The following is a 22,422-nucleotide window of genomic DNA, read 5'->3' as shown; positions in this document are numbered from 1 at the left end:
TCCTTCGGAGCGAACAAATCCTTTCTCAATCAGACCCCGAAACGCAAAAAAGCACCTCTCTCACGATAAACGTGAAAGAGGTGCTCCCTCATTAAATGCTATACTGTTAGATCCTAGAATACCATATATTACCGAACAGTCAATGTCTTTTTATACTAGCTTCTAGCTAGAGCTAATGTAGCCAATCCAATCGCTCCAGCAAGCCCTGCATTGTCTCCAAGACCTGGTGACACTACATAATTATCGATGTCGACATTAAGCGATGGATGCTGAACATATCCGCTCAATAGCTCTTGCAGCTTAGTACGAATTAACGGGAACAGGTGGCTTTGCTTCATAACACCACCGCCCATTACGATTTTTTGAGGAGACAGAATCAGTACATAGTTCATGAGTGCATGCGCGAGATAGTGAGCTACCATCTCCCATGCCGGATGGTCCGCTGGTAGCTCTCCTGCCGGTTGTCCCCAGCGTTTTCCGATCCCCGGCCCTGCGGCTAATCCTTCAAGACAATCACCATGATATGGACAGTAACCCTCAAACGTATCCTCAGGATGTCTACGAACTAGAATATGTCCCATCTCAGGATGTGACAATCCATGGACCATCTGTCCGCCAACAACCGCTCCTGCCCCAATGCCTGTCCCAACCGTAATATAAAGACAGCTGTCCAGACCTTTAGCCGCCCCCCATTTACTCTCCGCAAGCGCTGCACCATTCACATCGGTGTCAAAGCCGATCGGAACGTTAAATTGCTCAGCCATTGTGCCTACCAGATTATATTGTCCCCAGTGAGGTTTTGGTGTCGTTGTTATGTAACCATAAGTAGGGCTGTCCAGCACGGGATCAATCGGTCCAAAAGATCCGATTCCGAATGCTTCTACATTTTTCTCTTTAAAATAGTCTATTACTAGTCCCATCGTTTCTTCCGGTGTTGTCGTCGGAAAGCTAACCCGGTCAATAATGGTACCGTCCTCATAACCAATCCCACATACAAACTTTGTTCCGCCTGCTTCAATCGCTCCCAATAGCTTCACAGCAATTATCTCCCTTTCTCTAGTTAGAAGTAAATACGCTACCCATACAAAAATGAATAATATCATTTAAAAAAGCAATCACCAGTCCTAATTATACGTCGAATGAAGCGCTATCACAACAAGTATAAACGCCTTCAGCATCCTTATAAGGACGGTAAGCGTTTAAGCGAGAAATATAAGGATAATGTATAGCGTGAAACTTATTTGTCTTACAATTTAATAAAAACACCCTCCATGCAACTTTGCATGAGGGGTGTCTGTCCTTTAGTTATTCAAGTCATCGAACATGGAGCCTTTTACCGTAACCTCAATCTGATCCAGCGGCTTAATGCCGTTTAATTTGCCTAATGATTTGTAGGCATTGGTACTCTTGGACAGCTCCACATCTGCCAGCCAAGCCTTCACATAGTACTTACCGTCTGGCATTTCAGCTGTAGTATAGACAGGGAGTTTGTCTTTGTTGATCGTAATTGTTACTGTAGACTTCTCCGTGATCTTGTACATATGCTGATTCAAGCCTACATATTCACGGTATTTGAAATTGTTGAAGCTACCCAGTGTGCTAGACTGCGAGTAACCTTCCAGGATATTCTTCCAGAATTCATGGGTGCCTTTATCACTTTCTCTATCCTGTGAATATGGAATTTCTTCTACCTCTTTAGTAAAGCCTTTCTCAACCGTCAGCAATTTCTCATTATTCACACCCGTGTCATTCTCTACTGATAATGCTGCTGGCTTTCTCGCAAAGTTATTACCGTTTTTGCTGAGCGGCTCATTCCGCAGATTAACCGCAACCTTATCCTTATTAATATACATAAGATCAGTTTCATAGCGGAATGAATTCGTAAGGTCTTCAACAAGCTCCTTATGATCCACGGTGTCTTTATCCGTGTCCTTAAACATCACTGTCTCCAGCGTAAAGGTATAGGTTCCAACTGGATTAAAATAATACCCCGATTTAATTGGATAATCATAGCCTTGCAGCTGTTTATCAGTTGCAAACACGGCAGTGTCGTAAGCAGATTTGTTGTTAAGCATTTTTTTGGCGGTATCTCTGGCCTTCTTATAAGCTTGAGCCATGCTATTCTCTACCTTCCAGCCGACATCTCCGCTTGCCTGCTGTGTAAAGATCCGTTCGAATTTACCCTTAACCTTCGTCCAGTCCTGCAAGATCTTATTCTCATCTTCATGAGCCATCCAGCGGATCACATTATAGTTGTAAGGCTCACTTGTCCAGAGAAGCTTTCTGATCAAACTATCTGCTTTGTTATTTTCTATTGAATTCTTGTATAACTTCGGCGCGATTTGTTCGAGCCCATTATAAATATAGGTCCGAATGGTTTTGACGTCTTGCCCGGGTGTAAACGGAGCCGAGGTGCTGCCGCTCGTCGTATATGTTTTACAAGATTCAACGTCTTGGCCTGCCGCGTTCTTACTGGTGCTGCAAACCTCATAATCACGGGTATAATTTCTGCTTACAGTACCTTGGAAACTTATATTTCCTGACTTCTGATTAGGTGTGTACGGAGCTGGATTACTATACCATTTGCCATTAACCGGATCATCACCAAAATCAGGGCGCTGCAAGCTAGCAATGATGTCAGGTTTTCTCACTATTGTACTGGCAGCATCATTCACAGCGGGATTGTTCTCCACTCGAAAATAGCGATAGATCGCATCCGTATTATTAGTAACTTCCAAAGCACCTGTAGCATTCCCACTCCAAGTGAAATTAGCATAGGGCGGCTGTAAAACAGCTTTTATAGCAGCGCCATCAGCTAAACCGAAGTTCACTTTTTTTGATAACACATTGTAATCCAGATCAAAAGAGCCTTTGGTCGTTGGCATCGCGGTGACCTTCTGAATCCATCCATAAAGCTCATTATTTTCGTACAAAACTTCCTTAGGTGACTTTTGACTGTTCAGATTAAATCGTATGTTCACATCCCCATCTGGCATAGTAAATGTCGCGTAAAGAATATTGTCCTCCGCATTAGCTGCAAGCTTAATTTCACCAGCCAACGTTGACGCATGGCCGTGGTATTTTACGGGAATTTCCTTCCCGTTACTCGTAATCTTCCAAGCAAAATCTGTTGTTTTCTGGGTAGCGAAGCTGGATCTGAGTCTAATCCCAACAGTTACCTCTTGTCCCTCTAATGCGCCGGTTGGCATCGTTTCGAAATGAGGGGATAAGTCATTTACCTGCAAAATAAAAGGAGCGATAGGAATGCCTAAGTAAGTGATATTTCCGTTAGAACCCTCAATGTAGATACGACCCGATCCCCATGACAGATATGTAGGCGGTTGCAGGACATGTACATAATCTATCCACTGACCACCCTTAGACGGAGTCGCATCCCTTGTATACACAGGACTGCCTTTAAGTGTACTGTTTTGATTGTTATAGATGAATTCAGCGTATGTTTTTTCAGCGTAATCTCTATTTAATCCATCGATAATGGATTTTTCAAAAGTTCCATTAGAATCTTTTAGATATTCACTTTTCTTATTGCTATAATCATCGAAATTATTCTCTGTAATATTGTACAACTCTTTAACTTTTTCATTTTTCCATGGACGATGAACCATATTGAAATCTTGTATCTGCTTTCCACTCCAACCTGCATACCAGGGCGCGCCTTCCGCTGAGACATCCTCGCCATCTTTTGAATAACCAGAGAAGGCATGCATTTTACTATGTTCCAACCAGTAATGAGGCTCTCCGTAAACTATTTCATAATTATTACGGTTAGAATCAATACTTTTTTGAAGTAAATCTTTTCTTAGGTCCCTGCTACCTACTTTAACTGGGTAATAATCAGGCCAGCCATATATATTTTCCATATCATTATTAATATATTTTATAACTTCCTCTGGTGTTTTAGGTAAGCTCTCCAAAGGATCGTCTATCGCTTCCTCTGAGAAAACAAAAGTATTAATAGATTGAAATAATAATACGATTATCGCAAAAATACGTATAGATTTTTTCATATATTCACCTATCTCATAATATTTTCATATCTATTCATAAATCCTATTTCCTCCATATGGAAAGATGTACACTCCCCCACTCCTTAGATTGCACTATAACTTTAAAGTTTTTATCTGAGAATTCCTTTATTGGTAATACATCCACTCTTTCTCTTTTAGATCTTACATACTCCATAATAGAATCCACCACATTACTTTCAATCTTTTGTTTTAGAATTTCTTCTGCCTCATTAGCTGCTTGCACAGGATCAGCATCTTTAACTTCATATTGAACTGTGATTTGGAAAAGGTATTTACCCACTGCTGGCTCAGAACTACCAAACACTGTGAGTTTAGAATTTGAAATATAGACAGGTTCCCTATTTGGTCCTAACTCAGTGTATGGAATTTTAAAACCTTCAACCGTTGCTACTTTTGGTTCACTTGAATTCCCTGTTTCTGGAGTACTCGTAGGAGGCTCATTCCCCGGAGTAGTAATATAAACCGTCTTCACGGCATCATCCCATTTCACGTTTACACCGAGCCCTTCATATACAAAACGAAGCGGGACAAACGTTCTTGATTGCTTAAACAGTGCAGCCGTATCCATTTGCTTCGTCGTTCCATTAAGCTCATAGCTCTTTTTCCCGATATAGACACCCATGGTTTTGCCTTCAAGCGAAATTGTCGCTTTTTTAGCCTTACTGTCCCATAACACCTCAGCTCCAAGAGCTTCACTTATAAAACGAACTGGAAGCTGAACTCTTTGCTGCGCATCAATAAAAGGCTGGGCATCTGGAAAAATCACCTTTTCTCCATTAACTACTACCCTCAATGGAAGACTTGCGGCTAACCCCGTAAAACTCGAAGAGAACAGGACAACCATAAATAATACAACCAGCGAACTCATTATTTTTTTCATATAACTGCTCCTCTCAATTTAGTTGGCTATTGCTTAGTTCAGACGCATTGTATTAGTACTTGCACGGGCAGCCGCAACAATCTTGGATTCGATGTCCCGATATTTTGTTATCGTGTATTTTAGGCCTGCGGTTTTGCTATGAATTGCTGTTGTTACAAGATTTTTTTGTGTCCTAACTTCATTGCTTATACGCTGCAACTCTCTTAATTGGGCTTGCACATAAGATTCACTATAAGCTCTGCCCACATTAGAACTTACTCCAGAAGCTATAGACAATATCCTTTCGACGATTTCAGCAATGCTCTCCTCCTTACGCACCAGGCTTTTCTGCAGACTCTCCAGTTTATCCATATTCGCCAAAATCTTGGCTCCTTGTATGACACTGGCGGATGCAACTGCAATTTTCGTTATAGTTTTTGTAATGGTCGATTTAACTTTGCTGATTGCTGAATCTTTAATCGTACGAGCGCCAGCGATAAATTCATCCTTGGTTTTCTTGATTTTAGCTTTTACACTTTGGAATATATCTCCCATTTTCTTCATCGCTTTGTCTTTTACACCGATCCAATATTCCTTCTGGGCTTTTACATATTGAATAGTGTTATCCACAAACCGGTTGAAGCCATCTTTCATTTTTGTCATAACATCAGAGACTGCTTGTTTTACCTTTTGTGAAAACTCCGCAATTCTTTCACCGATTAGATTAGTCACTCGGACAGCTTCTGTAACCATATTCGTTACAAATTCAACACTTTGATTATAAAAGGAAACCACTCTCTCCTTGATGTCTTCCACCTTTTGCTTAATCCAGGGAATGACACTGTCAATGACAAAACCGATTATATAAAGCGCAATCAATGCTTTTATAGTACCAACGAGTACAGCTAACGCTGTAGTAATCGCCGCAGTAACAACTGCAACAGGCCCAACAGTCGCCAGTAATACTCCAACTACCGTTATTCCTGCAATCGCTAATGGCCGTAAATCCACTTCCCCATCCAGTACTTTGAACACCCCTTCAACCAAACTCTCCTTCAGAAAATCAGGGATGACCTCCAAACCAACCGTAATATTATGCACGAGGTTAGGAACTAAACCCCGTGTCTGGGAATCCGAAAGTAGAAAGGTGTTGTTTCCATTGGTCTTCAGTGAGAATAAGGAGTGATGAGCCAGTACGTCATCCCGTTCAGATTCAGTATCTATATAAATACCTGCCGAGGGATTTAGGAATAAGGCCGGTACGATGTCATATTTATTCCTGAACTCTTTGATTTGCCCTTTTTCATTCATTTCATCAATATTCGATTTGAACTTGTCTAGTACATCTCCATTAAATCCCGGAGCATTAAAGGTTGAAGCCGAAATGAGGTGTTTACGCAGATCCTCCGACAGAATAAAGGAAGAATATAAAGCCAGGTTGCCTCCTAGCGAATGCCCGGTCAAATATAAATCATAACTGCCGTCAGTCTTAAAGCTTTTCATATACTCTCTCGCTTCCGTTTGCTGCATAGCTTCAATGGAGTACGCCGTTGTCCCGTTATTTTTCCAGTCATTGCGGTAAAGTGGGTTTTCCATAGGTTCACTACCCCGGAACGCAGCTACCTTTTCTCCGTTAAGGGTATCCACTGTAAATGCAACAAAGCCTGATTCCTCTTTTTTATTATGAGAGACGATATTGGAAATCTCCCAATTCTTATATGGAGGTTTATTCATCTGCTCTATGAGAACAATCCACTGGTCGTATTCTTTAACTCCGTTAAGATCGTTGGGAAAGCGCTCTTTTAATTGCCGCTGACCTTCGGGTGTAGAGTAGAAACTGAGAACTTCGCCGAGAGTGATTTTGTCGTTCTTACGTGTATATATTTTCCCAAGGTCTTTATTATCTAATATATCTAAATAAACAATCTGGGAGATTTGCTTTAACTCAATCTCTGAAAGAATATCAGGATCAGCCATTACAATCCCCCTCTTTGTTCAAAGCTTTCTATTCTTTTCTCTTTCCATATTTCATAATACTCTTCTATTTCTTCTCGGGATTCTTCAATCTCCCCATCTGCCCCTAAACTGTAACCAACCATCGTTACAATGTTAACTATTCCTGTTTCCTTCGTTTCATCACTATAATAAAGATCCACATCTGATTCTGTCTTTTTGATGTCATCCAAGCGACTATGAGCATCAGGAGTGAGGTAAGCTATAGTAATTAGACTACTGACATATTTGTTTTCCTCTAACCTTTTCACAAATGCTAACTGGGCTTCAATTTCTTTATCCCGATCCTCGTTTCCTTTATTATCCATATAGTTATCACAATTTAAATATACTGTTACAACCTGCGTATTCGTTGGATATAACTTCAGAAATTGCTCATAGGATATCTTGGTATCGCTATGTTCGGGATAAACTAGACCTGTTTCGTTGGCGACGATAACCTTACTGTCAGGCCAAATACTAGCAGCCATTTCTTGAATGTGTGGTTCCTCATTTCTGGCAACTACTTGGTTTAAGTACTTGTCATAGACCTTTTTCAGATCCTTCGTAATTTCAACAGGAAATCTTAGCGTTTCATCTTTTTTTGGATAAACCATCGCCTTCAACGTATTGTTGTTCATCGTTCCCCAGCCGCCGCCTATACCGTCAAGGACAAATTCCTCTCCATACTTTTCATGTAAGGAGCTCAAAATTTTCTTTGCCGCTTTCTCATCTTTGGACTCAGATCCACAACCCATAAAGCTAAACATTGATACTAACAACATCAGAGTCAACACCTTCCTTGTACAAATCTTGTTCATGCAGCTTCACTCCTTTGTGATGACGATCCAGTTCACGCTAGAATTCAAAATCCAGCTTCAATTCCGGGAATTTGAACATTTGATTCATGTAAGTTTCAACCACCTTATCGAGGTGTCCTGTCATTTGGTTAGATAGCTTCTCCATACATTCCATGATGGCGTCCGTCAATTTATCGAGCCACTCTTCAATATGATCCATCAGTTGATCCCCTATCGGACTGCAAATCAGAAGAATGGATAAGACAGCCTGTGTAATTTCATTAAACTCCTCCGCCACTTCCGCTGCCTCAAGCATGGCTGCCTCAGATAATTGCTCGAACTTCGCATGAATATCGTCAAAGAGAAAGGATTCCGGAATATTATTCATTTCGGTTCTCCACACACTGAACTTTTCATCCACCATTCGCTCATATTTGTGAGCAATTTCAGTCAGTGCACCTCGTACTTTTCCAACATCCAGTTGATCTATTAAGGTAAAGATCACATACCCCAAATGATCTGATGCACGTTCGGTTAGTCCGACGGTATCCCCAAATCCACTCATAACAGCATCAAAAACAGGCGTATGGTCTTCCGTTAAGGTATTAATCCTGGACAACATAGCATAGGCATTCCCTTTTTCACCTGTAATCACATTCCCCTGGGAATCAAAGGTATACCGCTGCCAAAGAGAATCAGGAATTAAGAAATCCGTTCCCTCTATACCCGATCTAGCAAATACAATCTCTTCGTTATGTTTACCTAATGCAGATACAAGACTGTTATAGGCCACAATATTCTTAACTTGAACCTTCCCACTTTGCTCCGTGGTCAAAAGGTTTGCGATTCCCGGAGCATCGAATACTACACCACCGACCCCCTCATTAACCGATGCTGCATAAAGGGCTAAAGCTCCGCCCATGGAATAACCTGTAACCTGGCAATTGCCCTCTCCTTTGTTCTTCAGTACAAATCTTGAAGCTTCCTCCGGCATGCTACTTTGGCCGCTTAGCAGAGACTGAAGATCAGCTAGCCAATCCGCGCCTTTATATGTAAAGATAATTAATCTATCGTTATACTCATCTTTATAGGCATAGGCTGTTGCACCTGCAAAAGCCAATTTATCTGTTAGTTCGAGACCATCTGCTGCTTCTAGAACGGTTGCCAGCGTTATGTATTGTTGTTCGGTCAGCTTCATTTTCAGATCCCCCCAAATAAAAATCACTTCATCATTCCTTAAAATCATACTAACAAGGCAGATGATTCAAAGATCTGCCTTGTTATGTACAACCCGCATTATTTTCCGCGCAGTTTACTTGCCATTTCTTGCTCAGCTTGTTGCTTGATGTTAGCAATTTGTGTTAGGTTCTTGCTGATATTCTCTACACAGAGAACCAGCTCTTTAAAACTAGGCATAAGTCCGTCGAATTGTTGTACAAAAGCAGTCTGTGATTCTCCTTGCCACCAACCGCTAACGGCATGGATTTCAGTTTGCAATTGTTTGATAAGTGTATCTGCATTGCTTGCTTTAGTCTTGATTGACTTAGCTACACCAAGTGCCTGATCTGGATTAAATGTAAGATTGTTTCCCGCCACATTATTCACCTCCTTTCAAAGCAGTTCTACCTCAACACCCTGTCACTACTTTTGGCTTTGCCTTTGTTTTTCCAATTGCTTTTGCTTCAGCGCCTCTTGCGCCGCTTTCTCTGCCAACCTTCGCTTTTCTTCTCTCTCTTGTTCGGCACGGGTCACTTCTGAAGCCACTCTTTGGACTCCACTTTCGAGCCTATCCAGCGTTCTGAGCAAGGTCTTAATCTCATGATCCAACTCGTTGTATTCACTTTGAAATGCCTTAGAAGCTGTACCGGTCCAATAGCTGGCTGATTGTGTATAATCACTTTGCAGCTTTTTTGAAGCACTGTTCACTTCATTAGTTAAACTATGGATCTGTGAAGCGTTTCCCCTGATTTCTGATGGACTAACTGACACTGGCTGCACCTCCATCCTAGACTCCTATGCCTGCAGCAACTTGATTCTCCTTACTCCATACAGCGCATCTTAATCCGGTGTATTTATTCTTCACAATGAGATAGCCATCGCCTTGCTCCCCATCCTTCTCCTGGGTTCCATAAGGTAAGGACACATTGAACAGATTTTGTTCTTTAATTCTACCTAGCAAGATCCCGGCCTGTTCTTCCCTTATCGTCTTGCCCAAAGAATCCCAATTAGAGGTAAGATCACTTGTGTTATCTGCCGCTAGAACAGCCACCTTCATACCGCGTTCTTGCTTCACAACTCGCTCAATCAGCTCTTGCAGCATGTACATGTCTCCGCTTGTAAATTCACTTAGACGATCAATGACGAAGATCATCTGCTTCCACTGCTTCATCAATGCGCCAACGTCACCACCGGACATTCTGCAAGAGAGAAGCTCACTGCGTCTGGTTTCCAGTTGTTCCTTTATCCCTTCAATGAAATCATCCAGATCATCCACATTCGATAGATCCGTTACGTATGGCTGCTGCATCAGCTCGTAAATTCCCATAGCGGAGGAATCCAACGCATACACCTCAAGATCCTGTTTATCACTCAGCAGCTTCATCCACGAGACTAGCAAAGTGCTTTTGCCTGACATCGCTTCTCCAGCTACCATCAGTACCGGCGTAGCAAGAAGATCTATAAAGACGGGTAGTAAATCATTGTTAGCCAAGCCTATAGCCAGTTGCTCTGTATCATTATTGAGCTGCCATAGGTCAATTGTAGAAGGCATCACTGGAATTGGAGTGGCACCACTTAGATGCAAGGCCTCCATTCTCTCCAAGATAAGCTCAGTAGCGGTATGTTGATAATCAGGAAGCGATGTCTGAAATTCCAAAGGCGGTTTGCCTCGTACTAGCCCTCTGCCTGGAACCTTTGCTGGCTCCAACCCTTCCGTTCGTCCCACAATACCGTCATATTCACTCTTCTCGGTCATCTGGAAGCTAATCGCCATCTTGAAGTTGACCGAAAATTTATATCTGACCAATGCACTGTTGGTTGCTGTGGCGACCATATAAATACCGTATTTAAAGCCTTCACGAGCCAGCAGCACCATTTGTGCATCAAAATCTTCGTAGGTCTCCGATAAAGCGAAGTAGTTGTCGACCATGACTACAAATGATGGCAATTTCCGACCACTTCTACGGTAATCGCTGAATCCTTCACTGCCCGTATTTTCAAACAACGTTCTTCGTTCCTCCATAACCCTGAACACAAAACGTATAAATTGATCAATCTTATCTTCTTGCTCCAGTGTCATTACACCGCCGACATGAGGGAGTTTCTCCGTAGCTTTAAGCGAGCTCCCCCCAAAATCCATAATATAGATATTGACCTCATCCGGCGGATACATCAGGGCCATGGAAATACATAACGTTTTGAGGAACACGGTTTTGCCCGTACCCGGCGTTCCATAGACAAACAGATTGCCTTCAGATGCAAAATCTATCTCCAGCGCTTCCTGTCTCTGTCCTCTTGGATCATCCATGATCCCCACGGGCACACTGAGCAGCTTCTGCTGCTGCGGCCATCTACCCTCCGCAAAGCTATTCGTAAGCAAGGAATCAAGGTAAACTACTTCAGGCAGCGGCGGTAGCCAAGGCCCTTTTATTGGAGAAATCCCATATTGCTTGGCAGTCTCCGTAATGTATTCAACCATGGCATGCAACTGGGAGGCCGACTCATTTTTGGCTATTTTCTCTTCCTCCAGCGGAAAGATCTGCTCGCTTCTACCATTCAGGGCTATCTTATAGATTCGTTTCGGCTTGTTCTCCTGTTTCTGCAGTTCGCCTTTCGGATCATAATCAGCACCGGAATAAGCAGACTGGAACAACTCAAAGATCTCATCATTCCCTACTTGTATATAGGCCCGTCCCGGTTCCTTAATCATGGCCGCATCAGGACGCTTAATAACATCCCTACTATCAGCTTCATCCTGCACTTTAAGACATATTTTAAATTTCGAGTTACTCCAAATCTGATCATCCACTACGCCGGCAGGCTTCTGTGTAGCAAGGATCAAATGAACGCCAAGGCTTCGACCTACCCGGGCCGTACTTACAAGCTCTTTCATGAAATCCGGTTGATCCTGCTTCAGCTCCGCGAACTCATCCGCAATCATAATTAGATGAGGGATGGCTGGCATGTCACCTTTTACATTTTTGCTATAAAATAATTTTTGGTATTTATCAATATTGTTCACGCCATATTCCGAGAAGACACGTTGCCTCCGCATGAGCTCACTTTTGATAGATAGCAGAGCTCTCGTCGTTTGATTCCCATCCAGATTCGTAATGGTACCGACTAGATGAGGCATTCCCTTGAATACATCTGCCATGCCTCCCCCTTTGTAATCGATAAGTACAAAAGCAATATCATGGGGGTGGTAATGAATCGCTTGGGATACGATGATACTTTGCAGTAATTCACTTTTTCCAGAGCCTGTGGTCCCGGCTACTAGACCATGGGGTCCGAACCCAGCCTCATGCATATCCAGATGTAAAGCTTCTCCACCAGCCCTTATCCCTATAGGTACGCTCATACCCATATAAGTTTTGTTACGTGTCCAGTTCAACATCACATTTACTTCAGATACCTTTTCGTTCTTCAGCATTTCCATCAGTGTGATGGAGGACGGTAACGAGAAGTTAGCGTTTGCATTCTTAATCCGCAGCGGCGCAAGCTTTCTCGCCACCAGATCCAAGTCTTTAATGTCTGCCTGGTCCGGTGTAAACACAATCTTCTCTCCGGTTAATCGATTGGCCATTTCACCGCTTTTTCCATTTAAATGAATAACGGTTTTACAGTTCATGGGCAAATAAGCGGAATTCTTGGCGATAAAAAGGGTTGATACCCCAAGCTGTGCACTGCCGTTATATAAATATTTACTGATTAGCTCACTCTCGAGCAAGGAAGCATCTTCAACAATAAAGAGATAATGCGGCAAAACCCCACCACCCAAAGGCCTCATCTCTCTCTCCTTCAAAGCGCCATAAATCTCGGACAAAGTCTGATGGGCAATGGCTTTACCACATAAAAGAAATCTGATATTAAAACCGTCATCCCATAGGTGGGGTACAAATTTTAGCCAATCCCATTTATCCAGCTCATCCTCTGCGGCAAGAACAATAATCCTGACATCGTCATAACCATGATGAGTCACTAGCTGTAGAAGCATTAGCTTTATAAGGTCGGCTGTCTTATTACTCTCCCCGGCAATCCCGCATATTTCAGAGCTCACTAGATTAACCGTTATGGGAACGTTCGAGACCTTCTCGAATTCCATAGCCAATCTTTGCGGCTCCATCAAGAGCGGGTCCGTTTCAAGAATAATCGCCTGTTTGGTGTATTTGATCTGCAGCTCGAGCGGTGCACCGCCTACCCCGATTCGCAGAGCCAAAAAATCATTATGAGACGGTGTTTTTTCCCACAGCTTGTTATCTCTACGCAAAATTCTCTGCACACATTCCGCTGGCTCCGGGCTCATTTCATTCATGGCTTTTACCTGCTGTTCGCGAGCGATTGATAATTCACTGCGCACATCGGTAATAAACTGAAGGTATTTCTCTTCTCGTTCTTTCTTTTTCCGTTTATATTTTCTGATCTGCGTTGTCGCCCCTGTAAGAGAGCCGATTAGAGTCATCACGGTAGTCGCAACTGAGATTAGTAAATAGATGGACTGTGAAGTCATTGCAATTAATACGGTAATAATCAACATCACGATAGGTGGGAGTAATATTCCAAACCAAGAGATTTCTGGCTTCTCGTTAATCATGGGTGGATTAGGAACATCAATTTCTCCCCTAGGCATATCCGGCAAGAAACGAGGCTGACGGCTGAATTCATCACTCATGGCTGTACCTTCCTGTGTAGGTTATTGTCTCGGCTTCTCCCCCAAATAGAGAGAGTCGATGCCATTCACGACCGTTGCAAAAATAAAGATCATTCTCCAAAACATGCAAATAATCAGCGCTCATTCCACATATCCGAATACTTCCCCCATGCACTGGGTCTATTCGATAAATACTGTTGCCGTTTAGCCGGTTAGTACAATAAATATATCTGCCATCTGTGCTGATACTAGCGACATCTATACCATTCATAACTGTTGTGTCGTTAGTTTTAAGATCGAGTAGCGTCAAGCAATGTCTATTCTTCTTGTCCGCACATGCGAGAATGTCTCCAACCATAATCAGCCCAGTCGTTACCATGCCGCTTATCGATTCTCTCTGCCCTCCGGACTCAGTACTTCGGATGATTCCCCGTGGCGTTGCACAATAAAGTAAACCTTCATACATAAGAAAGCTATCTACATGCTCATCAATCAGCCTTGTATTACGTTTGCTGTTAGTTGTATAGCAGTACAATCGATGATCTTCCTCATGAATGTAATACAAGCAATCTTCGTGACGTAGCAACTGATAACAGGGTTTATCAAGTAATAGTTCTTCCTTCTGTTGTTCGATATCCAGCTTACAGAGTGCATTTCCCTTTAACTGATCACTGTAATAAAGGAAGTTGCCGGCTTCGTTCATGAACCAGAACAGCCCTTCATAGTGAGTTGGCGCTGCATGAGGGTGATCCAAATCAACGAAGTAAGTGCCTGTATAGTTCTTGATATCCGTAATAAGCAGTGATTCTCCAGCTTTCATGACTAATCCACCGCTTAACAGGTTGCCATTCATTTCATCGCTCCTTCTCAGATGAGTGTGAGCAGTGCGCCATGGGCTACACCTTCTTGATCCAAAGTCTTGCTATTATTCAGAATTCTCCCGAGCGGTTCTGCCTGAAGTCTAACATCACCGTTCATCTTTACGTGAAGTGAAGAAGCGAGCATAACCAATAGTTCCTCTATAGTCACAAACACCGGAACCTTCAGGTCTATCCTTTGAGCAATACCGGTCTGCAAAGTTACCATGATATAGTCCATTCCGATTGTTCCTTTCATTAATTCTTAACGGAGAGAAGGTATGTTCTTACACTGATCAGCTTATAATCGACATCTTCCCCCGCTGCTTCGGCCAGCTTTAAATATTGTGTTTTAAATTTATAAGTGGATTCGGCCTTGATTTCTACTTTCGTCACCAGTTGTTCTGTTTCGTAATTGGTAACCGAGGAGAAATTTAAAGTGACCTGAAAATCGTTGTATTTGCTGTCATTCGATTTAAATTCAAGTGTATCGCCGTCACTGGTCAGTAATGTTAAGTCCATGGCACTCTCGAAGGCATCCGAGAAATATTCTTTGAACTTCTCTTCATCTATTTCCGCATCTAATCCGCGTAGCGACTCATACTCCAGACTTCGATCCTTTGCCACCCTACATGCGTTATTAATCGCTGTGCTTAGTACTACATTTTCTTTAAACACAAGGGCCATTTCTACCAAAGGCTCAATAATAACCGAAAGAAAAATAACCAACATTATTCCTATAGCAATATTCTTCACCGTCAGTCATTCCTATCAATTCTAATAGTAGTCTAGATCTTTATAATGCTTCAGACCCGTGGTCGTCATGGAGAATCTGACAGGCATCTCACGCTCCACTGGTTTCCCCCACAGGGTGATTGAAAAAGGATATACCGCTTTGATCTCTACTTGAAGAGACTTCCCTCTCTGTCGGTAAGGTTTATCTGCTTCCGGCATCTCATAATAATCGGTTGCATCATCTCCCCCACGGGCATCCTCTTTGTCCTCATTCAGAACTGTAATTTTAATATCATCTGCCTTGTCGCGGAAAATCGGACGTTTCTGCAATCTATCCAGTGCATCCTCATAATCAGAATTCTTCAAATAATTATCACCAGCTACGATCTGTGAGACATTATAGGTTTCAACAACTAGCGTCAAGTACCATGGGAAGAAGAACGCCAGATTCATAAACACCAGAATCATTGCCGTTGTGACAATAGTGATTAGGATTGCTTTTGCTATACTTTGCATCTCATGACTCTGGGAGATCAAAAACATCCTTTATTTTACCAAAAACAGCATCCCAAACATCTCCAACCCAATCAGCTAGAGTACTCCCACTGCTCAAAGAAGTAACTACAACTCCAATCAGAATAATAACACCGACTGTCATCGCAATTTGCTTAATGCCCACTTCACCTTTTTCATCAGCCCAAAACCCCTTGAATTTTTCCATAGTCTCTTTCATCCTAATCTCTCCCTAGAAATAATTTCGAATTATTGAAACAGCTTCATAGAACTCAAAATGGTAAACAAATAATAGATAACGATGTAAATAGCCAGAACAATAATAAGTACTAACTGAATTCTTGCACTGCTGCGCTCCCTGCTCTCAAGTTCCTCTTCCAGTGCCCTGATTCTGAAACCATCCAATTCATTCTTGAGATAAGCCATCTGAGACACATTGTCATACCCCTTTAGTCTGGTTTCCATGATGTCGCAGAATTTGATGATGTAGTGCATCGGGATACGTTTCTTCAACTGTTTAAAGGCGAACTCTTCTCCATAATCGATGTTGTCCAGCATTACGCCAAGCTCTTCCGCAATATCCGGATTCGCATTTGGGATATAATCCTTGAGTACATCGGCAAAATGTATATTGACCGACTTTACATACTGGTAATAAACCATGCTGTAAAAAGCCGGGAAATCCAATGAGATATTTTTATTCTTCTTCTCAATAACCTTTTCAAGCTCCACGACCGGATACAACCAGCCCAGCATGATGAAGATGGCAGAAGCGCAGCCTAGCAGAATATTTACCTTTAGAAAGAATAAAGTAACTAGGATCGCACCCAGCGTGAACATATATTGCTCAGTACGTATTTCCTCAGGTGTTTTTTGAAGATCTAATCTGTCTATTATTTTTTTGAATCTTAGCCTTTCAGCACTTCCCAGCAGGCCTTTGACATATTCCCTAGCAATTCTTCGTTTATATTGATTGAATTTTTCTTGGAAAATGGCATTTTTACGCTGTTTTATGTATTGACGTGCACGTTTTTTCTGTTTTCTGCTTACAGGTTTAAAAAAGGGATACAAGAGGACTTTAATCAAGTAAAGAATGGACAACATAGCGATGAGCTTCATCAGAAATATCATTTGCGCCTACCTCCGGTACCCACGCTCCCTTGAAGCACCTGACTTCGTGCAAAACTCAAGCAGATCACACTAATTAAAAGCGTATTAATCAATTTCCCGGCATTGCTCATTAGCATGAATTGTCTGAAATCCTTCACCGTCAATGCATATAAGAAAAACAGCACAATAATTCCAGTTTTAAACATAAAGTCGCGATTCATCTTTCTGAAGATTCGTTCCTTTTTGGTGTTGATTTCACGAAGCACCGCGTTTTCATCCACGATATCGAGAAAAATATCTGCCATTCCTCTTCTTTCGTTGTATTCAAAGACGACTGCTTTTTTGGTGAAATTATCAAATTTAGGTCCAAGCTGTCTGTTCAATAGCGTAATTGCTTGCCGAAAGGAGTAACCGTTATTATCACAATTATCTATAAACTGCTGGAAATACGGCCTAAGATTAGCGCTGATATATTCATCGTTCTCCATTACTTTTTTGATGGCTACAAGGACCCCTTCCCGGGCTAACGGGCAAATGATATCCTCGGCATCCATAATATTCTCAAGTCGTTCCGCCTGTATGGCTCTAGACTGCATCACAAAAAAAGTAAGCAATCCTACAAAGATCGAAATGGTGATTACAACCGAAAGCGTAATACTCTCCATAACAAGAACGACAAGCAGCGCTATAATAGCGAAACAAATGCAGAGCATAGAGGTAAAGCTTTCTAATGTAAAAGGCATATTAAAATCAAGAATTAGCCCTTCTACTAAGCGATTGTATTTCGCATAAATATTCTCCTTCTGCCTGACGATTCTCTCTTTCTTGATACGGTCCACATATCGCTTCGTATTGTATTTGCCTAAATACTCTGCGAGGGTATCAATGACATCGAGAATATATCTTAATGAGCCTTGGAAGAATCTCACTTCAAAAATAGCATTAATAAGCACAAATCCTGCCGTTCCCAAAAGAAGACTAATGATTAAAGTTGTATTCATCGAATTCGTACACCTCTGTTTCATCCTCCGTAGGATCCTTCGTAAAAAATTCAAATCTGCTCTTCTTTATTCCGGCCTTCAGCATAAGCTGCTGCACCTTCGCGGATATTTTCCCTACCCGCAAATGTCTTCCAACAATCTTGACGACCTTCTTGCCATCCACCATCTCTTCAATAACATCATCACAATCGAACCTGTAAATTTGATTAATCAGCGGATTCAGATCTTCCGACCCCAGAACTTCCGATATGGAGGTAACCTTACGGGTGCCATCCGCTAGCTTCTCTTGGAAAATCACGAATTTTACCGCACTGCATATATTTCGAAGTGCAAGTTCCGCAGGTTCGCTAGATGCCATAAGATACGCGGTTAAAAACCGATAAATCGCTTCCTTGTCTCCTTCAGCATGGAGTGTAGAGAAAAAATAATGACCTGTTTGGGCTGCTCGGAGTGCCGTTGCGAATTCACCGGGTGTCCGAAGTTCCCCCGGCCCTATCCAGTGTGGTGACTGCCTCATAGCATTAATAAGCAAATTCTCCATGGTCGCCGGGCTTGAATCATCATCATCAGGTACAGATTCATATTGCAGGACGTCATTCAATACTCTGCCGTGTTCACTACCGTCTTCTCGTTGAATCAATCGCATCTCTGAAGGATTCTCGATCGTTATAATTCTGGAAAGAGGATTGATCTCCTTAACCAAAATTTCATTAAGTGTTGTTTTCCCACTTCCTGTAGGGCCCACCGTGATCCACGATAAGTCTGACTTTGGGATCAAAGACAAAAATTTATACATGTTAGAAGAGAATGATTTATTCTCGATCAGCATTTTCGGAACAATACTTTTCTTACTGAACTTTCGAATTACAAAAGCAGGCTGATCGTAAGGTGATATATCTGCATGCGTTGCGTTTACCCGATACCCTTCAATCGTTCTGGCATTAACCATAGGAATTTTAGGGATTAAGCGTACCTTTGACACGCCAATAAGTTTGGAGATGATTCTTTCCATGTGATCACGATCTGTGAAATGCTGATCCCACTGTATGCTTCTGCCGCCGCTTTCCACAAAGATTTGATCTGGACCATTCGCTCTAATCTCATCAATGGATGGATCCTCCATCGCTTTGGTAATCGGACCATAATGCGTGATTTCATTCGTAAGCGCGTTCTTCAACTGGGTTAAATCATGATATCCTTCGACAGATGGTTTCTGAGCGTCTACAAATTCATTAATATATGCCTTCGTCATTTCACGTTTACGGGCAGGGTCATTCTCGCGCCTGTAAGCATGTGTGGTTATTTTGGTAATATACTTTTGGCACAATTCCAAAGCCTCTTCAAAGCTGATCGTCGTATACTTATTGGTCAATTCCTCCATACTTTCCTTGGGACCCACCTGATGTAGTACTTTTTGCTGCATATCACTTATTTTCCCGCGTGTCAGCAATTTACTCTCCCCTTTACTGATCCGCCAACTGATCCGCCAGTTTTTGAATCTCTTTTTTGAAATATTTGTTGATTAGGGGGTTATCCTTTATGTACAGCCTTCCCTCATGTGCACGAACCACCGCATCCTTCACTAGCGGTAATACGGTCACGATATTAAAGCCCATATCCTTCATCACCTTATAATCAAATTCAATATTCTGAAAATTCATAAGGACTACACTAGTGAATTTCGCTGTACTGACTCCCACTGATTTGGCGTAGTCCAGCAGCTTTACCATATTGATTGTGGCTTCCATTCGCTCTGTTGCTGTAAAAAAGCCGATATGGCAATATTTCATGGCTCCGAGACAGAATTCGAGCGGTGGATTGTTGGGAATATCGATCAGTACGATATCAAACATTTGCTTAAGTGTAGTAATGACGCGCTCTAAATTCTCAAACTCAAAATCAAAGTATTCTTCCATTAAGTCTTGCGGGCTCGGAGATAAAAGAAACAGTTTATCGTATTTGGTCTGCTGTAATTCATCCCTGAAATCCACCTTATCGCTTTTCAAAACCTTGATTAGACCATTCCCCTTCTTCTGTGTAGGCACATCCAGAAATTGATATAAATTCGGATAGAATACTTTCAAATCAACTACACAGGTATTCAACCCCTTTTGTGAAATAAGAAAAGCTAAGTTACTGATAAGCGTCGCATTATCAACACCATCGCAAGCAGGAATAAAGCCAACTACACTATAAATTAGGTTGTTCTCTTGAAGCTCTGCACCGACAAGATCTTTGGATGATATTTTCTGAAAAATACTATCGAGCCCTAATCCTCTTCGCCTATCCACGATTCCACCTCATTCTCCAACGTGGGTAATTGATCAATGATGACATCACTATCTTTTCTGCTCAGAATGGTAATTAAAAATGAATTCCCGTTTAACCCTTTATACTTGGCATAGTTATTAATTTGTTTGCTGGTTCCTTCCAGAAGCAAAGCTTTAGGTTGAATGTTCTTCAAAAAATCTTTACTTTTCATAACATCCTGTTTCTTCTGTGAATTCAGCTTTTGAACCTCTTTATAAACCTCATAAATGGAATGACTGCTAGAGTTGAGCATATCCTTTACAATAATGCTATCGAACAACACTTCTGTCTTTTTGATCGTATTAGTTGACTCTGAATAAATAGTATTAGGGTTGCTACCCACTGCACTTTTCTCGTCAACCTCATAAGAAACCCGGATACGAACGCGGTCACCAGGCATTAGGATATCGCCCCCTACCTCAAGGAAATTGTACGGGAGTGTCAACACCTCATTCTCTTCGTTAACCTGATACAGCCATTCATTTTGTTTAGGTTTCTCATCGATTAATTGATCTTTATAAAGCACGCTGTTTCCTCGAATATAATAGGCGGTAAGCTTTCCCTTTACAGAATCCAAATCCTCAGATAACAGCATATCTTCTGTGTATTCTTTTTTGATGATCTGGTATTTCTCAACCGTATTGTCTGAGATCATAACGAAGGCAGGAATGCCCTCATTCGATTTCACTCGCAACACTTCAACGACATCATTGGCATCCTTACTAGCCTTTGTCATAACCATATAAGAGATTACAATGATCAATATGCTAAAGAGCAATGCTGCGACTCGTTTGAACATATGTCTGTTCGGAGTCTTACTCTTAATCCCGCTCAAATCCATTTAACTTACTCCCTCCAGTAATCGTAGAAGTATGTTTCCGTAGGTCCTTTCATGGTCTGTGCCCGTGTATACAAGCGGTACGTCACTTTCGATTTGCGAATCAAAATCATTGTTATACGAGACATAACCTGCTACTTTCATTTCATATGTAAAACTTTCTAGTAAACCCGATGCCATAATCTCGCTTACTCTGTCTGGTGTGAATATATCTCCTTGAAACCGTGATCTATCATTGTATTTGGTAACGATTACCTTTGATTTCGCGTTCAAATAAGCCGCTTTCTCCTTATCAAGGGTACCTTCAACGTTCTTTAACGTACTCAAAACAGAGTAGAGATTATTAGGGATGCACATACCAAAGCTATCAATATGAATCATTACATCACCAAACTTTTCCAATAAATGAAGTGGCATATCCAATAATATTAAATTGAACTTATTTCTCAGTAAGGATACAAGACCGACTAGCTTCGAACTATTATAAAATTGCTCTATCAGCCTCGGATCAGTGAAGCTGTAGCCAAGCCCTGCCATCCAAAGATTGTCTTTCACATGAAAAGCTGTTGTCATATAATCCTGCGGCCTAGCCAGTGTTCGAATTAATGAAGCGTTAATCCCTTCATCCCTTTTAGAACGTTCGTGAAAGCTGCTGAAGTACATGTTGGTGCTGCGATATTCGATATCCATATCTAGAACCAAAACACTTAATCCCCGTTTGCTAGCTTCACTCGCCACGTTGATTGTTGTACTCGTTATTCCGCAACCTCTGTGGCCAGTGATCGCAACAATTCGGCTAATCCCTCGACTGACCTTATCCAGCTCTTTTGTAAGATTATCCGTAGCCTGAAATTCGGGTAGGGACTTGGGTTTTGGTTTAAACCGATCCAGAAATGATCCTTTTTTCTCCGTACTACTTTTATTCCCCTTATTCTCCAGGCTTCTAGCGGTTTCTACACTGCTTTTACTGTCGGATAAATGCTCCACAGCCTCACGGAAAACAGCGGGTGGTATTCGTATGTATTCGCAAATCTTAATTTGGAGATTCGAGTATCTATTGATTGCACTCTCTAGCTCCGCCTCTTGTTTGAAGTTCCTCGTGAGAACCAAAATCTTTACATCTAACCTTCGATTAGCTATCAGCCAATTTACAAGATCGTTTAAGTCATTCTTGTTTTGCTCAGTTCTCACTGACAAAGCCTCATCTGTTATCAATATGCTGTCTACAATTGGATTAGTATCCTCCAAATAATGCAGTACCTCACTTAGTGTTAAATCTGTGTCATTTACGATATCTATGGTCCGCTTAAAGTAGTTGACTATTATTTTTTGAAATTTGTGCGTGACCAAAAGAACCTTCATCTCATCACCTACTGCAATTTTATTCTTTTATGCTATCATAGTAATATTTTTACAACAGTGCATAAATAACCAATTTATTTACTATATTTGATCTATAATTTCTCCATTCTTCTATTTAACATAAGGA

General features: G+C 41.6%; 20 protein-coding genes. All 20 read right to left on the bottom strand.

What is annotated here, in order from left to right:
• Window positions 1-155 precede the first annotated feature (155 nt).
• Window positions 156-1,037, bottom strand: a complete 882-nt coding sequence (locus tag NSU15_RS08620; protein ID WP_339289908.1) for an ROK family protein — start codon at window positions 1,035-1,037, stop codon at window positions 156-158.
• Between the two features lie 264 nt (window positions 1,038-1,301).
• Entirely contained in the window at window positions 1,302-4,028 is a 2,727-nt protein-coding gene (locus NSU15_RS08615; RefSeq protein WP_339289906.1) for a hypothetical protein, read from the bottom strand.
• A gap of 43 nt (window positions 4,029-4,071) precedes the next feature.
• Window positions 4,072-4,929: a copper amine oxidase N-terminal domain-containing protein gene (locus NSU15_RS08610; RefSeq protein ID WP_339289904.1), complete on the bottom strand. Its 858-nt coding sequence runs from the start codon at window positions 4,927-4,929 to the stop codon at window positions 4,072-4,074.
• Between the two features lie 33 nt (window positions 4,930-4,962).
• Complete coding sequence (locus tag NSU15_RS08605) at window positions 4,963-6,885, bottom strand: Mbeg1-like protein (RefSeq protein ID WP_339289902.1); 1,923 nt, start codon at window positions 6,883-6,885, stop codon at window positions 4,963-4,965.
• The gene (locus NSU15_RS08600) at window positions 6,885-7,670 is read right to left on the bottom strand and encodes a hypothetical protein (RefSeq protein ID WP_156114752.1); all 786 of its coding nucleotides are present in this window, start codon (window positions 7,668-7,670) and stop codon (window positions 6,885-6,887) included. The genes NSU15_RS08605 and NSU15_RS08600 overlap by 1 nt, the downstream gene beginning before the upstream one ends.
• An 88-nt stretch (window positions 7,671-7,758) precedes the next feature.
• Window positions 7,759-8,898: an Mbeg1-like protein gene (locus NSU15_RS08595; RefSeq protein WP_339289898.1), complete on the bottom strand. Its 1,140-nt coding sequence runs from the start codon at window positions 8,896-8,898 to the stop codon at window positions 7,759-7,761.
• 98 nt (window positions 8,899-8,996) lie between these two features.
• The gene (locus NSU15_RS08590) at window positions 8,997-9,296 is read right to left on the bottom strand and encodes a WXG100 family type VII secretion target (protein WP_042125627.1); all 300 of its coding nucleotides are present in this window, start codon (window positions 9,294-9,296) and stop codon (window positions 8,997-8,999) included.
• A gap of 45 nt (window positions 9,297-9,341) precedes the next feature.
• Window positions 9,342-9,689 (bottom strand): WXG100 family type VII secretion target, encoded by a 348-nt coding sequence (locus tag NSU15_RS08585; protein ID WP_197069760.1) that lies wholly within the window; start codon window positions 9,687-9,689, stop codon window positions 9,342-9,344.
• Between the two features lie 16 nt (window positions 9,690-9,705).
• Window positions 9,706-13,590: a type VII secretion protein EssC gene (gene essC, locus NSU15_RS08580; protein WP_052414523.1), complete on the bottom strand. Its 3,885-nt coding sequence runs from the start codon at window positions 13,588-13,590 to the stop codon at window positions 9,706-9,708.
• Window positions 13,583-14,422 carry a DUF5050 domain-containing protein gene (locus tag NSU15_RS08575; protein WP_339289894.1) on the bottom strand — a complete coding sequence of 280 codons (840 nt, stop codon included), beginning with the start codon at window positions 14,420-14,422 and terminating at the stop codon, window positions 13,583-13,585. The genes essC and NSU15_RS08575 overlap by 8 nt, the downstream gene beginning before the upstream one ends.
• A 14-nt stretch (window positions 14,423-14,436) precedes the next feature.
• Window positions 14,437-14,685 carry an EsaB/YukD family protein gene (locus NSU15_RS08570; protein ID WP_339289892.1) on the bottom strand — a complete coding sequence of 83 codons (249 nt, stop codon included), beginning with the start codon at window positions 14,683-14,685 and terminating at the stop codon, window positions 14,437-14,439.
• Window positions 14,685-15,182 (bottom strand): hypothetical protein, encoded by a 498-nt coding sequence (locus tag NSU15_RS08565; protein ID WP_339289890.1) that lies wholly within the window; start codon window positions 15,180-15,182, stop codon window positions 14,685-14,687. The genes NSU15_RS08570 and NSU15_RS08565 overlap by 1 nt, the downstream gene beginning before the upstream one ends.
• 21 nt (window positions 15,183-15,203) lie before the next feature.
• Complete coding sequence (locus NSU15_RS08560; RefSeq protein WP_042125619.1) at window positions 15,204-15,677, bottom strand: hypothetical protein; 474 nt, start codon at window positions 15,675-15,677, stop codon at window positions 15,204-15,206.
• A gap of 1 nt (window position 15,678) precedes the next feature.
• Complete coding sequence (locus NSU15_RS08555) at window positions 15,679-15,894, bottom strand: hypothetical protein (protein WP_076119201.1); 216 nt, start codon at window positions 15,892-15,894, stop codon at window positions 15,679-15,681.
• Between the two features lie 29 nt (window positions 15,895-15,923).
• The gene (locus tag NSU15_RS08550; RefSeq protein WP_339289887.1) at window positions 15,924-16,805 is read right to left on the bottom strand and encodes a hypothetical protein; all 882 of its coding nucleotides are present in this window, start codon (window positions 16,803-16,805) and stop codon (window positions 15,924-15,926) included.
• Complete coding sequence (locus NSU15_RS08545; protein WP_042125613.1) at window positions 16,802-17,785, bottom strand: hypothetical protein; 984 nt, start codon at window positions 17,783-17,785, stop codon at window positions 16,802-16,804. Before NSU15_RS08545 ends, NSU15_RS08550 begins: the two co-directional genes overlap by 4 nt.
• Window positions 17,763-19,208, bottom strand: a complete 1,446-nt coding sequence (locus NSU15_RS08540) for an ATPase, T2SS/T4P/T4SS family (RefSeq protein WP_339289884.1) — start codon at window positions 19,206-19,208, stop codon at window positions 17,763-17,765. The genes NSU15_RS08545 and NSU15_RS08540 overlap by 23 nt, the downstream gene beginning before the upstream one ends.
• A 40-nt stretch (window positions 19,209-19,248) precedes the next feature.
• A complete protein-coding gene (locus NSU15_RS08535; protein WP_339289882.1) occupies window positions 19,249-20,076 on the bottom strand; it encodes a hypothetical protein in 828 nt (275 codons plus the stop codon).
• Entirely contained in the window at window positions 20,055-20,936 is an 882-nt protein-coding gene (locus NSU15_RS08530) for a hypothetical protein (protein ID WP_339289880.1), read from the bottom strand. Before NSU15_RS08530 ends, NSU15_RS08535 begins: the two co-directional genes overlap by 22 nt.
• A complete protein-coding gene (locus NSU15_RS08525) occupies window positions 20,937-22,295 on the bottom strand; it encodes a hypothetical protein (RefSeq protein WP_339289878.1) in 1,359 nt (452 codons plus the stop codon). It abuts the gene before it with no gap.
• Window positions 22,296-22,422: the final 127 nt, after the last annotated feature.

The organism is Paenibacillus sp. FSL E2-0201 (assembly GCF_037963325.1).
Taxonomy (GTDB): domain Bacteria; phylum Bacillota; class Bacilli; order Paenibacillales; family Paenibacillaceae; genus Paenibacillus_AQ.
The sequence above is the reverse complement of the archived record's forward strand: the minus strand, read 5'-3'. Positions and strand labels throughout refer to the sequence as shown.

Excerpts from the sequence above, each read along its gene's own strand:
- NSU15_RS08555 (WP_076119201.1), bottom strand. The coding sequence starts at position 15,894 with ATGAAAGAGACTATGGAAAAATTCAAGGGGTTTTGGGCTGATGAAAAA.
- NSU15_RS08530 (WP_339289880.1), bottom strand. The coding sequence starts at position 20,936 with ATGGATTTGAGCGGGATTAAGAGTAAGACTCCGAACAGACATATGTTC.
- NSU15_RS08540 (WP_339289884.1), bottom strand. The coding sequence starts at position 19,208 with ATGCAGCAAAAAGTACTACATCAGGTGGGTCCCAAGGAAAGTATGGAG.
- NSU15_RS08615 (WP_339289906.1), bottom strand. The coding sequence starts at position 4,028 with ATGAAAAAATCTATACGTATTTTTGCGATAATCGTATTATTATTTCAA.
- NSU15_RS08550 (WP_339289887.1), bottom strand. The coding sequence starts at position 16,805 with ATGATATTTCTGATGAAGCTCATCGCTATGTTGTCCATTCTTTACTTG.
- NSU15_RS08545 (WP_042125613.1), bottom strand. The coding sequence starts at position 17,785 with ATGAATACAACTTTAATCATTAGTCTTCTTTTGGGAACGGCAGGATTT.
- NSU15_RS08560 (WP_042125619.1), bottom strand. The coding sequence starts at position 15,677 with ATGCAAAGTATAGCAAAAGCAATCCTAATCACTATTGTCACAACGGCA.
- essC (WP_052414523.1), bottom strand. The coding sequence starts at position 13,590 with ATGAGTGATGAATTCAGCCGTCAGCCTCGTTTCTTGCCGGATATGCCT.
- NSU15_RS08525 (WP_339289878.1), bottom strand. The coding sequence starts at position 22,295 with ATGAAGGTTCTTTTGGTCACGCACAAATTTCAAAAAATAATAGTCAAC.
- NSU15_RS08595 (WP_339289898.1), bottom strand. The coding sequence starts at position 8,898 with ATGAAGCTGACCGAACAACAATACATAACGCTGGCAACCGTTCTAGAA.
- NSU15_RS08610 (WP_339289904.1), bottom strand. The coding sequence starts at position 4,929 with ATGAAAAAAATAATGAGTTCGCTGGTTGTATTATTTATGGTTGTCCTG.
- NSU15_RS08570 (WP_339289892.1), bottom strand. The coding sequence starts at position 14,685 with ATGAAAGGAACAATCGGAATGGACTATATCATGGTAACTTTGCAGACC.
- NSU15_RS08605 (WP_339289902.1), bottom strand. The coding sequence starts at position 6,885 with ATGGCTGATCCTGATATTCTTTCAGAGATTGAGTTAAAGCAAATCTCC.
- NSU15_RS08600 (WP_156114752.1), bottom strand. The coding sequence starts at position 7,670 with ATGTTTAGCTTTATGGGTTGTGGATCTGAGTCCAAAGATGAGAAAGCG.
- NSU15_RS08575 (WP_339289894.1), bottom strand. The coding sequence starts at position 14,422 with ATGAATGGCAACCTGTTAAGCGGTGGATTAGTCATGAAAGCTGGAGAA.